Origin of the sequence: Micrococcus sp. KRD128 (assembly GCF_017168395.1) — a bacterium.
Lineage (GTDB): Bacteria > Actinomycetota > Actinomycetes > Actinomycetales > Micrococcaceae > Micrococcus > Micrococcus luteus.
The window spans coordinates 185,291-199,186 of sequence record NZ_JABFAX010000001.1 but is presented as its reverse complement, the minus strand read 5'-3'; the positions used below and the strand labels follow the sequence as shown (position 1 = coordinate 199,186).

The following is a 13,896-nucleotide window of genomic DNA, read 5'->3' as shown; positions in this document are numbered from 1 at the left end:
CCCCTACCCCCGTCACCTCCCCCCAGAACCTCTCGAACTTCGTGTGGGGGATCGCGGATCAGCTCCGGGGCGTGTTCAAGCCGAATCAGTACGGCACGCTCGTCCTTCCGCTCACCATCCTGCGCCGCATGGAGGCGGTCATGGCCCCGCACCGGGAGTTCTTCGCGGAGCTGGCGGCCAAGGGGCATCCGGACTTCGTCCTCGCCAACCTGGTGGAGTCCCGCACGGGCCTGACGTTCTACAACCTCAGCCCCTTCACCCTGGACCGCATCCTGCAGGAGCCGGACCTGCTCCGCACCAACCTGCTGGCCTACGTGGACGGGTTCTCCCAGAACGTGGCGGACCTGTTCACCTATTACGAGTTCGACAAGACGGTCGCCAAGCTGGACGAGCACGACCGCCTCTTCCTGGTCCTGCAGCAGTTCGCCTCCATCGACCTCTCCCCGGACGCCGTCTCCAACGCGGAGATGGGCACCCTCTTCGAGGACCTGATCCGCCGCTTCGCCGCCGCCTCCAACGAGACCGCCGGTGAGCACTTCACCCCGCGCGACGCGGTGAAGCTCCTCGTGGACCTGCTCACCGCCAACGACGACGACGTCCTCACCGGCTACCCGGTCCGCACCGTCTATGACCCCACGGCCGGCACCGGCGGCATGCTGTCCCTGCTGGATGAGCGCCTGCGCCGCATGAACCCGAACGCGGAGGTCCGCCTGTTCGGGCAGGAGCTCAATGACCAGTCCTACGCGATCTGTAAGTCAGAGCTGCTCGGCAAGGGCCAGGACGCGGACGGCATCGCCCGCGGGGACACCCTCAAGAACGACGCCCACCTGACCGAACGCTTCGACTACGTCCTCTCCAACCCGCCCTACGGCGGCGACTGGAAGGCCTCCCGCACCGCGGTGGAGAAGGAGATCGCCGTCGGCGGCGCCACGAACCGCTTCCCGGGCGGCACCCCCGCCATCAGCGACGGCCAGATGCTGTTCCTCCAGCTCGTCGCCTCGAAGCTCCGCCCAGTCTCGGAGGGTGGCGGCCGGGCCGGCATCGTCCTCAACGGCTCCCCGCTGTTCACGGGCGGGGCAGGTTCGGGTCCGTCCGAGATCCGCCGCTGGCTGCTGGAGTCGGACCTGGTGGACGTGATCGTCGCGCTGCCCACGGACATGTTCTACAACACCGGCATCGCCACCTACGTGTGGGTGCTGGACAACAACAAGCCGGCAGACCGCCGCGGCAAGGTGCAGCTGATCGACGCCCGCACGTTCTTCACCAAGCTGCAGCGCAACGTGGGCTCGAAGAACAAGAAGCTGTCCAAGACGGACCGCCAGCGTGTGCTGGACATCTACCGGGACTTCGACGCTCAGTCCGAGGACGACGCCGAGTTCTCCAAGGTCCTCACCGCGCAGGACTTCGGTTACCGGGAGATCACCGTGGAGCGCCCGCTGCAGCTGCGCTTCGAGGTGGAGGACACCACCATCGCGGCGGCGCTCGCCACCAAGCCGGTGGACAAGCTTCCCGACGACGGCCGCTCGGCTCTCGAGGCCGCCCTCGCCTCCCTGCGTGGCCGGGTCTGGGACCACCAGCCCACCTTCGTACTGGAGCTGAAGAAGGCGTTGAAGGAGTACGGCGTGACCGCCGGTGCCCCGCTGGTGAAGGCCCTGACCGGGGCGATCGGCGTGCACGATCCCGATGCGGAGGTCGTGAAGGACAAGAAGGGCGAGCCGGAGCCGGACACCTCGCTGCGGGACACCGAACTGGTGCCCTTCGGCCGGGACATTCACGAGTACTTCGAAGCCGAGGTGGCCCCGCACGTGCCCGGCGCCTGGATCGACGAGTCCAAGACGAAGATCGGCTACGAGATCCCCTTCACCCGGCTCTTCTACACGTACGTGCCGCCGCGCCCGCTCGAAGAGATTGACGCGGAGCTCCAGCAGCTCACGGCCGAGATCATCGAGCTGCTGCAGGAGGTCGAGCGGTGACGGGCCACGCGTGGTTCAAGACGTTGCCAGCCGAATGGGCACTGGTTGAACTCAAGTGGGTGGCTCGAATCTACTCGGGCGGAACCCCAGACCGTTCCCGGCCGGAATTCTGGACAGATGGCGACATCCCGTGGCTTGCGTCGGGATGCGTCAATCAGTGGAAGGTAACTGAGCCGTCGGAATACATCACCAAACAGGGGTTCGAGGCGTCTAGTGCACGTTTCGTGCCACGTGGAGCGGTTCTGATCGGGCTTGCAGGGCAAGGAAAGACGAAGGGTACCGCCGCCCTCTCGCTCATCGAAGCGACCATCAACCAGTCCGTCGCGGCCATCGTCTGTGGATCCGCGCTGGATCCTCGCTTCTTGCACTACTGGCTCAGTGTCAACCACAGCAACATTCGTGGACTGTCTGGCGGCGACCTTCGTGACGGACTGAATCACGGCCACGTCGGGGCCATCCCCGTACCCTTGCCACCGCGGGTACTCCAGACCCGCATCGCAGACTACCTCGACCGCGAGACCGCCACGATCGACGCCCTCATCGCGAAGCAGGTCGAGCTAATGAACCGGTTGCGCGAACGGCGTCAGGCAGTCATCGACCGTGCATTTGTCTCCACCTCGGAGATAGTCATTCTTCGACGGCACCTGGTTCTCAATGACTCGGGCGCGTGGGGTGAAGATCCGACAGGTGCGGACGACGTGGCAGTACTCCGTTCGACGGAGCAGACGGTGGATGGGTACTGGGCCATTAGCGATCCTGCATTGCGAACCTTGTCCCAGACCGAGCGGCAGAATACCCGGCTTCGGGAGGGGGACCTTATCGTGACGAAGACGAGCGGGTCGTTCAAGCATGTTGGGAAGACGACCCTGGTGGACAATGAAGTTGCCGAGGGCGGCTACGGGTTCGGGAATTTCATGCAGAGGCTGCGTCTGAAGTCCACGATGATTCCGAAGTTCCTGTGGTGGTTCATGCGGACAGATCAAGCCCGTAGCTGGATTAATCTGGTCGCGACCACATCTACGGGTCTCATGAACCTCAATGGCTCGACCCTTGGCCGGATGGAGGTTCCGCTGCCTAGTTTGGTTGAGCAGCGCGAGATCGCCGACCACCTCGACCGCGAGACCGCCAAGATCGACGCGCTCATCACCAAGGCGGAGCGGTTCATCGAGCTCGCGCAGGAGCGCCGCGCGGCGCTGATCACCGCCGCCGTCACCGGCCAGATCGAGATCCCCACGGAGGACTGACCGCCATGGCCATCCACAACGAGAGCGAGCTCGAGACTTACATCTGCGAGTACCTGGAGCAGCACGACTGGCTCTACTCGCCCAACGATGCCGGCTACGACCGCAAGAACGCGATCTTCCCCGAGGACGTCCACGCCTGGCTGGCCGAGAACCAGCCGGAGGACTACGGGCGCATCGTGAAGGCCGATGCCCCGGCCTCCGCCCAGCAGGCGCAGCGGGACCAGATCACCACCCGCCTGATCGACGTGCTGAACAAGCCGCAGAACACCGGCGTCGGCGGCACGCTCAACGTGCTTCGCAAGGGCTTCAAGGTCGGCACCTCCGCCACCCTGCGCATGGCCGAGCCGCGGCCGGCCACGAACCTGAACCCGGCCGCCGTCGCCTCCTATCAGCGCATGCGGCTGCGCGTGATGCGGCAGGTTCACTTCACCGGGGCGCACGAATCCGAGTCCGTGGACCTGGTGCTGTTCGTCAACGGCCTGCCCGTGGCGACGATCGAGCTGAAGACCGACTCCACCCAGTCCGTCGGCCACGCGAAGAAGCAATACCGCGAGCGCAACCCCAAGGCCACGCCGCTGTTCGGGTTCGGCACCCGCGCCGTGGTCCACTTCGCCGTCTCCAACCGCGAGGTCTGGATGACCACCAAGCTGGCCGAGAAGGACACCTTCTTCCTGCCCTTCAACCAAGGCGACGACGGCCACGCCGGCAACCCGCTCAACCCGAACGGCGGTTCCTCCACCTCCTATCTGTGGGAACGGATTCTCCAGCGGGACACCTGGCTCGAGATCCTCCAGAAGTTCGTCTTCCTCAAGAAGGAGACCGTGGAGGACGAGTACGGCCGCTCGCGCCGGAAGTCCACGCTGATCTTCCCGCGCTTCCACCAGTGGGAGGCCGTCACGAAAATGCTCGCCGCCGTCCGCGAGGAGGGCGTCGGCAAGTCCTACCTGATCGAGCACTCCGCGGGCTCCGGCAAGACCAACACCATCGCCTGGACCGCCCACCGGCTGCTCTCCATCTACGGGGCGGACGAGCAACGGGTGTTCGACTCGGTCATCGTGGTCACCGACCGCACCGTGCTGGACGACCAGCTCCAGGAGGCCGTCCGGCAGATCGAGCGGACCTCCGGCACCGTGGTGGCCGTGGACCGCAAGAACCTCGGGGGAGAGGCCACCAGCAAGTCCGCCCTGGTGAAGCAGACCCTGCTGCAGGGCAACCGGATCATCGTGGTGACGCTGCAGACCTTCCCCGCCGTGCTCGAACTCCTCAAAGGCGACTCGACGCTCGCCGGCCGCACCTACGCCGTGATCGCGGACGAGGCGCACTCCTCCCAGACCGGCTCCGCCGCCGCCAAGCTCAAGCGCGTGCTCACCCCGAACGAGCAGGCCGACCTCGAAGACGGCGGAGAGGCGGACACCGAGTCCATCCTCGCCGCCGAGGTCGCCGCCACCGGACGCCCGGAGAACATCAGCTTCTTCGCCTTCACCGCCACCCCGAAGGACAAGACCCTGCAGATGTTCGGCCGCCCCTCCGGCGAATACGACGAGAAGGGCCAGGAGATCCCGGCCTCCTTCCACCGGTACACCATGCAGCAGGCCATCGAGGAGGAGTTCATCCTCGACGTGCTGAAGAACTTCACCAACTACGACACCGCCTTCAAGCTGGCCCTGGTCGGACAGCAGGGCGAGTTCCGTCCGGAAGGCGACCGGGCCGCCGTCGGGAAGCAGACCACCGAAGTGGACCAGACCGAGGCGAGCAAGAAGCTCATGCGGTGGGTCAAGCTGCACCCGACGAACATCGCGCAGAAGGTCAAGATCATCGTGGAGCACTTCCGCGCCAACGTGGCCGGACTGCTCGACGGGCAGGCCAAGGCCATGGTGGTCACCGACTCCCGCGCCGCCGCCGTCCGGTACAAGCGCCAGATGGACCAGTACATCCAGGACATGGGGTACACGGACGTGGGCACCCTGGTGGCCTTCTCCGGCGAGATCACCGACGACGAGTTCGGGCTCGAGAAGGTCACCGAGCGGTCCATGAACCCGTCCGTGACCGGCGACCTGGCGAAGGCGTTCGACGGGGACGGCTACCAGGTGATGATCGTGGCCAACAAGTACCAGACCGGCTTCGACCAGCCGAAGCTCTGCGCCCTCTACGTGGACAAGAAGCTCTCCGGCGTGCTCGCCGTGCAGACGCTGTCCCGGCTGAACCGCGCGGCGCCCGGCAAGGACACCACCTACGTGCTGGACTTCGTGAACTCCGAAGACGACATCCAGGCCGCCTTCGAGCCCTACTACGCCGGCGCGAAGCTGGAGACGGTGACGGACCCGAACCTGATCCATGACCTGGGGACGAAGCTCGACGCCGCGGGCGTGTACGACTGGGATGAGGTCGACGCGTTCGCCGAGGTGTGGGTGGCGTGGAAGCCGGGGAGCGGGCAGGAGGGCCTGCAGGCTGCGCTGGAGCCCGTGGCATACCGGTTCCGCAAGGAGCTGGCGCATGCGCGGATGAACCAGGTCGAGACGCGCGTGAACGAGCTCGTGCTGGTGCGCAAGGACATGCGGTCCTTCGTCAGCCTCTACGACTTCCTCTCCCAGATCTACGAGTTCGGGGACACCGAGCACTACAAGCGGGCGCTGTTCCTGCGGCACCTGGTGCAGCTCGTGGGCGATCAGCCCGGCGGTGAGGAGCTGATCGACCTGAGCGATGTGCAGCTGGTGAGCATCCGGCAGAAGAAAACGTCCTCGGGGGATATCGCGTTGACCGGTGGGGCCGCGCTGAAGGGGACGACCGCTGTGGGAGGCGGGCAGGTGCGTGAGAAGCAGCGCGGGCCGTTGGAGGAAGTGATCGAGAAGATCAACGAGATCTTCGCCGGCGAAGGCGTGGATGCCTCCCCGTCCCAGCAGGAGGCGTGGGTCAGTGCCCTCGTGGCGCCGCTCATGGAGGACGAGAAGCTGCTGGGCCAGGCCGGAGCGAACTCGCTGGAGCAGTTCCTGGCGAGTCCGAACCTGGAACGGTCGGCGATGGGCGCCGTGTACGCGAACGAGGACGCCTTCGCGAAGATGACGGACATCGTGGGCAGGGGCGGGGACCCGTCCAAGATGATCGTCGCTGCGATCGGGGAGTACTTGTACTGGAAGGTGCGGAGTGGTGGTGCTGCCAGCGGCGAGCCGGGGCCGGTCGACGTCGCGCACGGACCCTCCGACGTTTTCGCTGACGAGACACGCGCGGCTGGAAGCGTTTTTGCTGACGGCTCGGCGGACAGAACAGCATCGACCGTCCGAAAGGGGCAGTGACATGGCGCATCCCAAGACCCTGCAGGTCTTCCTGATGGACGGCTCTCCGACCGGGCGACTGAAGTGCACCCTCGACAACTGGACGGGCCTCGTCTACGTGGTGCCGCGGACCAGCCTGAATGTGCGGCCTCGGCCAGAAGCGTTCGAGTCGACCGGTGTGTACCTCCTGCTGGGTCAGGACGCAGACTCTGGCGAGGACGCGGTTTACGTGGGCCAGGCCGTGGGCCGCGCCAACGGCAACGGGTTGGTGGGCCGCATCCAAGAACACGTTGCCAATGGTCGGCATGATTTCTGGAACCGCGCCATTCTGCTCACCACCCTGGGTGATTCGTTCGGTCCCACTGAAGTCACCTTCCTGGAGAACCTCTTCTTCGAGCTGGCAAAGGCGACTGGCCGCTATCGCGTGGACAACGCGAGCACACCCCCCGAGGGCAATGTGACCGAAGAGAAGCGAGCCGAACTGCATGAATATGCAGACAAGGGCCAACTGGTCATCAGTGCGCTCGGACACCGCGTCTTCGAAGAAGTCGACGATCAGCGGGACCCATCCTCAGCACCCCAGCCCGGTCAGAAGCCGGACGACGCTGTCTACTCGATGTCGATCAACGACGGCAATGCCACGGGGCGTCCGACATCCGAGGGCTTCGTGATCTTCGCCGGGAGCCGCGTGGCCAAGGACCTCAGGGATAGTGCACCCGCCGGGGTGCGTGCCAACCGTGAGAAACACCAAGCAGTGCTGACCATGGACGGAGTGCTGACCGCGGATGCCCTGTTCAGCAGCTCATCCGCGGCGGCTAGTTTCATCGCCGGAGGAAGCATGAGCGGTCCGCGCTCGTGGATCGCGCCTGACGGCCGCACACTGGGTGTGCACGAGGCTGCCGCGGCGGAAGCGGGCGATCTGGCCGACGGCGTCGCGTCGGTATGACCGCTCCTGCGGCCGCCGCGGATCACCGCGGCGGCCGCAGGTCAATTGTCAGGTCCACGTCCACCTCGCCGGCGTATTTGACCAGCTCCTCCTGGCGCGGCTGGCCGAGCACCATCCGGTAGGCCCCGAGGGTCCGCTGCAGGCTGCCGAGCCGGCGCCGTTCCGTGCTCAGCGGCATGGCCGGCACGTAGCGCCACACCTTCGCCTCGCCGGGGTAGATCCAGAACGGGGACAGCCCCACCGAGTCTTTCGGCTCGGCGGCGACGGCGGCGTCGAACAGGTCCGCCCACACATCGGTCTGCCGACCGACGAACGCGGCGCCCCCGAATCGCGCGGCCACGTTCTTGCGCACGGCATGGCCCTTGTACCGGTGTACACGGCCTTCCCGCTGCTCCAGGTCCACAGGATTGGACGGCAGGTTCCAGTGCACCACCGCGTGCGAGTAGGTGTGGAAGTCCAGACCCTCCTGGCCCACGGAGGTGGACGCCAGCACGAACGGCCAAAACGGTGACGTGTAGGCCTCACGGGCCGAGCCCTCGCGCTGTTCCGACTTGTCCGTGGCCGACTTTGCGGTGCCGAAGCGCACTGCCAGGTGCGTGCGGAACGAGCGCTCCGCCACGTCCACGCCGTCGTCGCCGACGCGGATGTCCTCCACCCGGGCCGACGCGGCGGTCAGTCCGGCCACGCCACTGATGCGCTGGGCCAGTGCCTCCCACCGCTCGGCCGACTCGGCCGCCCTGAGGCCCTCGGACTCCACGAGCAGGTGCACGTACTCGTCCAGCACCGCCTGCAGGTTGCCGGCCATCGAGTACTGCAGCACCTGCCGCCAGTAGGCGTCCTCACCGCGGCCCCCGGTGCCGGCCGCGCCCACCACGGCGGATACCTCGGGCCCGCGGAACATGGCGCGCAGACCGTGCACCGCGACCTCCGCCCCTGATCGCAGCAGGCGGTGGTCCATCAGGTCCACGGCTTCCTCGGACCGGGCCAGGGCGCGCAGGGCGCACACGCCCGAACCGGCCAGGGCCATCTCCGCCAGGACCTCGGGCAGGTCCTCCGGCGGGTCGCCCAGCTGGTCGAGGGAGGCGTTCATCGCCCAGTGCAGGTGTTCCGCCAGAGCCGAGCTCTGCTCCGACGATTCCTCTCCGTCGGGTTCAGTCCGCCTGGCCGCGAACACCCGCTCGACGCTCGAGAGGTCGGCGGGCCGCAGGCCGCCGTGCTTCAGGTCCAGCAATACCGGGGCCACTCCGTACCAGCGCCGCCGCCGGCGGTCCGACGGGTCGCCGGCGGTCGGCACCACACCGATCTCCGCCAGCGTGGCCTGCACCCGCTCTGCCACGAGTCGCACCGCGTCCGCCGCGTCCATGGGCTCGCGTGCGGCCCGCGCCAGCTCCAGCGGGTCCCCCAGCCGCGCCAGCGTGGGGGAGGGGTAGACGGTCGTGAGGTTCGGGAGGTTCCTCGGGGCGTTGTTCACGCGGTCCATGCCGAAGGCCAGGGTCTGCATCCGACGCTTGTCCGAATACCGGCGTCGCTCGTCACGCAATGCGCGGGAGTTCTCGACGATCCTGCGTTCGGCCTCGTAGCTGACCAGCGCGGACAGCGCCTTGGGCGCCACGGACCAGGACGAGAACACGAGCCGCTTCGTGAACGCCTGGGCCGCCGCGTCCGCGAACACCCCGCTCGGCGTCAGGTAGGGCAACGACGGCGGCACCCACGCCAGCTCCCACGCCCGGTGGCGCTTCAGGTCATCGACCAGCGCACGCAGCTTGGCGTTGGGCAGGGCGATCTCCTCGAACCGCTCCACGGATTCCCAGTCCAACAGGCCGTCCCCGGCCTCCATCACCACGGCAGCGGCTCGGTCCGCCGCGGCAGGCCGTGTGCCGTCCTCGCCCGGCGTGAGGGCCTCGAGGAACGTCCGCTGCACCTGGTAGCTGCGGTCCATCAGGTTCGGCAAATACGCGGCTGAGCGCCACAGCTCGAACATGTCGTAGCCGCCCACGGCCCGGCTCATCGCGTGCGCGGATCGCCAGGACGCGACGTCCTCCGGTGCCACGGTCATGGCACCGAGCGCCCGTGCCTCGACCATCCCGTCCCGTCCCTCGGTGAAGCTCACCCGCTCGGTCCGGCACATCACCCGCCGCAGCCGGGTTCCGGCGTCGTCCTTCGCCGTCACAGCCTCCGCCAGCCCCTCCGGCGTGCGAGTGAGCATGCCTTGCCGGATCCGGCTCAGGTCCGACTGGATCCGCTCGGCCTCGTCGGCCCCGGCCAGAAATCGCACGGTGGACTGGAAGTCCTGGTAGTGGTCGTCCCCGTCGGGCTCGGCGGGGAGCGTGTACATCTTGTACGGGGTCGCGCTCAGGACCAACGTCTTCGTCCGCTTGCTCGCCAGGACGCGCTGGGCGAGCCGCTTCGTCTCCGCCGGCAGACCCGCGGCCTGCTCGTCGAACAAGTCCTTGAACCGCTGGAACTCGTCCAGGATCACCAGGTCCGGTGCCAAGGAGTCCACCGCGGCGTGGGCCATGGCCATCCGGAGCCGGCCGATCAGCCAGCGGCGGTGCCAATGCTCCTCCCCGTCGATGCCGGCCTCCGGGTCCACGGCGTGCCAGAACCGGGTGTGGGCGGCCTCCACCAAGTGGAGCAGAGAGCTCCCGTCGGCCCCGACCCGAGTGATCGCTTCGCGGAACCGGCCGATCACCTCCGAAGGAAAGGCGCCCGGGGCGTCGTCGCGCATCCAGGCGAGCTCCTGTCGGAAGTTCTCGGCGTGTGAGCCCGCCCGGAAGAAGGCGATCCAGCCGTCGTCATCCAGTCGGCGGGCCATCACCTGCTCGAGCATCAGCACTTCCAGGCAGCGTTCTGCGGCCTTGCCTGCAGTGTCTCCGAGGCGTAGGGAGGTCCCCGGGGTGAACGCCAGCAGCTGGACCCGCGCTTGCGAGTCCTGCCGCCCCATCGTCAGTGGCAGCAGGGTGAGGCGGTCCGCATTGGCCTGTACCTCGCCGCCGGTGAGGTCGCGCAGCCGGGCCAGGTTCTGCCGTGCGATCTGCCCGTTGGAACAGATGTACACCAGGGTGATCGGGCCCTCGGCCGGGTCTCGGTCCCACAACCGCTCGATGGTCCGAGCCGCCACGCCCTTGGCGATCATCGTCTTGCCCAGCCCGACCTCGTCCGCCACCAGGAACCGGTCGGTCGGGTCCGCGCCCCAGAGTCGCTCGACGGCGTGCTCCACGGTCGCCCGCTGGAACGGCTTGAGCGAAGCGAGCAACCCGTCCACGTCCGGCAGCCCGCTCACTCGTCCACCTCCTGGACCTGCCGGAGAACCTCGGGCGCCACCACGCCCAGCACGGTGTCCCACATCTGTTCGAAGTCCGCGGGGATCAGCGTCCGCACCTTCTCGGATCGGCGTAGCCGCGCCACTTGCGCCGCCACCATGGCCAGCGAGTCGACGTCCCCGGTGCTCGCTCGCATCAGCGGCTCGAACAGAACCACGTCCTCCCAGCTCCTGCCGGAGCCGTCCTCCCCGAGGCCCTCCAGCCGCTCGACCACGTCGTCCTGATGGTCGAGCCCGGCGGCGTGCGTCTCGTCCAGCCCCAGGAGCAGGGCCAGGTAGCGCAGCACCGCATTCTCCGAGTCCAGCACCTCCTCCAGGTACGCCTGCCGGCGGTCCAGGAGGTCGCCGGTCAGATGCATCATCACCATGCATCGTCGGGTGACCCGGGCGTCTCCGGCGCCGACCGTGCTCTCCAGCACCAGGAACGGTGTGACGTTGCGCGGAGCCAGGGTCCAGGCCAATCCGTCCCTTAGCTCGGACCGCGTATCGGCGGGCATCGTCAGCAGCCTCGCCCTCGTCGTGGATCCGTCCGGAGCCGCCGGCACCGCGACGGCGAGGTGTGCCTCCGCCTGCTCCTCGCCGGTGGCGCGTACGGCCAGGACGGGGAGGGCGGCCGCCACGGCCCGGTGGAATGCCTCCAGGGCGTAGGAGTTCGCGATCTGCTCCTCCTGCTCCGGGGCAGGCGGGACCGGGTCGTAGCGGGTCAGCACCTGTTCCAGTCCCATCCCGCCGCCGAGGGGTCCGAGCGTCGCCTCCACACCCACCTCGCGGGTGCGGCCCTCCAGGACCGCTCCGAACTCGACGTTCCGCTCCCAGGCGGCATCCGTGAGATTCGCGCTGCCGGTCACCACGCGGGAACGTTCCTTGACCCCGATGACGTCCTGGACCACGGTCTTGGCGTGCAGCCCGGACGTCCTCAGGCCGGTCTCTGTGTCCGGGGCAGCGGCCGTGCCTGCGTCGCCACCCCCGGGGTCGGTCTCGGCGACATGATCGAGGCCCCCGACGAGCTCGTCATGCAGCACGCGGCAGGACCAGTCCTGGACGTGCGCTCCCAGAAGATCCAGCTGCTCCGGACGGGAGACGAGAACCGGATCGGAGCCGCCCTGCAACCGCCGCATCAGACCGGCGGTGACAAATGGGGAGATGGCCAGGGTGCGCCGGACTCGTGACGGCTCGGGGAACGGCCAGTGCCCGGCCTGTCCGGCCAGTCCCAGGGGGAGGAGCTCCCCGCTGAGGAACGGATCCGGGGCAGAGAACCGCGCAGCCCCCACCGTTGCGGCCAGGTCCATCACTGCGGCCTGTCGGGACGGGTCCATCCCGACGACCGCCATATCCGGCAGGGCGGCCAAGAAGTCTGCAGCGGGCTCCCCGTCGATCTGACCGTCGGAGGACTCGTCCAGGACCAGCAGCGTGTCCCACGACTCGTCCAGGGTGAGGTTGCGGGAGCCGATCAGCAGCCGATGATGAAACGCGCCGCCGGAACCGGTGAATCGGACGGCCCACACCTTGGGGTGGAACAGCCCCTGCGGGTGGGGCGGCTCCACCTGGACCACGGAGTCCTCCAGGAAGGTGTGGATGCGGGAGTGGCTCGTCGGCACCCCGATGCCGCCGGCCTGGACGAACGCCGTCGTATGGCCGATGTGGCGCTGCACGGCGTCGAGGATGCGCAGCGGGTCCGCGTCCACGGCCCCGACGGCGTCCGGCTCCGCCAGCGCGAATGTCAACGGCGCCAGGAGCATCGCCGTCAGGTTCAGGGAATACGTGGTGACCACCGCCTGGTCCACCTGCATGCCGCCGGGCGGGCGCAGGGCCGAGCCGAGCACGGTCTGGATCCCGGGATCGAGCATCAGTCCGCCTCCAGTGCGGTGTAGAGATCCTGCAGGTGCGTTCGGGTGTCGGCCCAGCGGAACTCCATGCGGCCCAGTCCGGACCCGCCGTTCCACTGGTCCAGACGGGAATGGTTCCGCAACCGGGCCAGGCGGCCCTTCTTCCTCAGCTCCCGCTCCTCGATCAGCCGCCGCGCGGTGCGGTCATCCGCCAGGGCTGCGGGGGAGTCCGCGACGGCCACCGTCTCCGCCCAGCGGGAGAGGAACTCGAGGTCAGAAGCGCGTATCGGCCGAGGGGCACGTCCAGGAGTGTGGATCAGCTCGAGATCGTCGAGCCGGAAGGAGTCGCCCGACCGGTACACCTCCCACGCCGAGCCCAGGCTCTCCCGGTGGCGCGCCGCCAGGGGCGCGCCGTCGTCGTCCGTGCGGTCGGATGCCTCCGCGAGCAAGACGTTGTAGATCAGGTTCGCCACATGGGCCAGGCGTGAGAAGCGGACCGCCGCAGCGAGCGTGCGATGCAGCTGTTCCGGCAGCTCTTCAGTCATCAGTTCGTCGAGGCTGTTCGGGAGGGCCCCTTCGGCGGCCCATCCGCGGGGCGGGTTCTCGATGAGGTGGGCCAGCAGGGAATGTGGACTGTGGGCGCCGATCATGGTGCGCAGGTAGTCGGCTTCGACGTGCGTGAGGACGAAATCGGTCTCCCGCAGCAGACCCGGGGGCGCCGGGGGGAGCCGTGGGTCTAGGTGGCCGAGACTGAGCGACGAGTGACCCTCGTCGTCGCCCACGGGGGCACGACGGGCCGCCTCACGATCCAGCAACACCCGTTCCGCGTGCTCCCGTGCGCTGTGTCCGCGCTGCACGATGCCCCATTCCACGAGCATCCCCCAGTAGACCACCGAGGGCAGACGCTTCAGGGACCTCCCCGCGTCGCGCCCGATCAGACCGGTGAGATCCTCCCCAAGCCCGGCGCGCAGCGCCCCCATGAGCTGGAACTCGCCCTCCCGGAAGTCCGCCAGGATCCCCTCCACGGTCTCCTTTCGTTCCGCACGGCGGAGCAACCAGGCGATGAACAGGGCGTATCGGACGCGTGTGTGCAGGGTCGAGGTGCCGGGGAACAACCGGTCCGCCCAGGCGTCACGGATCGGACCGAACCCGAGATCATCCACCGTGGACGCGTCCCGGAACTGGTCCACCAGCTCCATCATCCGGCGGTGCTGACGCCGATCCACGGCCAGCCAGGTGAAGGAGGACATGGAGAGATCCTGCCGTATCACCCGCTGGCGCCGCAGTCGTTACCCCGTCCACCCCACCCACTAGCC

General features: G+C 68.0%; 7 protein-coding genes. 4 read left to right on the top strand and 3 right to left on the bottom strand.

The genetic code is table 11. The annotated features are described in order from the left end of the window. The 4 genes from J1M44_RS00895 to J1M44_RS00880 form a co-directional block, all read left to right on the top strand. Nucleotides 1-1,973 (top strand): type I restriction-modification system subunit M (locus J1M44_RS00895; RefSeq protein ID WP_241252653.1); only part of this gene is annotated, 1,973 nt, incomplete at its 5' end. Continuing rightward, entirely contained in the window at nucleotides 1,970-3,217 is a 1,248-nt protein-coding gene (locus tag J1M44_RS00890) for a restriction endonuclease subunit S (protein WP_206480371.1), read from the top strand. The genes J1M44_RS00895 and J1M44_RS00890, both read left to right, overlap by 4 nt. Before the next feature lie 5 nt (nucleotides 3,218-3,222). Continuing rightward, nucleotides 3,223-6,507 carry a type I restriction endonuclease subunit R gene (locus tag J1M44_RS00885; protein WP_241252652.1) on the top strand — a complete coding sequence of 1,095 codons (3,285 nt, stop codon included), beginning with the start codon at nucleotides 3,223-3,225 and terminating at the stop codon, nucleotides 6,505-6,507. 1 nt (nucleotide 6,508) lies between these two features. Next, on the top strand, nucleotides 6,509-7,432 hold the full coding sequence (locus J1M44_RS00880; RefSeq protein WP_206480370.1) for a GIY-YIG nuclease family protein: 924 nt from the start codon (nucleotides 6,509-6,511) through the stop codon (nucleotides 7,430-7,432). A gap of 22 nt (nucleotides 7,433-7,454) precedes the next feature. Here J1M44_RS00880 and J1M44_RS00875 read toward each other — a convergent pair whose 3' ends face one another. Genes J1M44_RS00875 through J1M44_RS00865 form a run of 3 tightly spaced genes read right to left on the bottom strand, consistent with a single transcriptional unit; the run spans nucleotide 7,455 to nucleotide 13,830 of the window. Continuing rightward, on the bottom strand, nucleotides 7,455-10,715 hold the full coding sequence (locus J1M44_RS00875; RefSeq protein WP_206480369.1) for a helicase-related protein: 3,261 nt from the start codon (nucleotides 10,713-10,715) through the stop codon (nucleotides 7,455-7,457). After that, nucleotides 10,712-12,601 carry a phospholipase D family protein gene (locus tag J1M44_RS00870; protein ID WP_206480368.1) on the bottom strand — a complete coding sequence of 630 codons (1,890 nt, stop codon included), beginning with the start codon at nucleotides 12,599-12,601 and terminating at the stop codon, nucleotides 10,712-10,714. Before J1M44_RS00870 ends, J1M44_RS00875 begins: the two co-directional genes overlap by 4 nt. Then, nucleotides 12,601-13,830, bottom strand: a complete 1,230-nt coding sequence (locus J1M44_RS00865; protein ID WP_206480367.1) for a DUF6361 family protein — start codon at nucleotides 13,828-13,830, stop codon at nucleotides 12,601-12,603. The genes J1M44_RS00870 and J1M44_RS00865 overlap by 1 nt, the downstream gene beginning before the upstream one ends. Nucleotides 13,831-13,896: the final 66 nt, after the last annotated feature.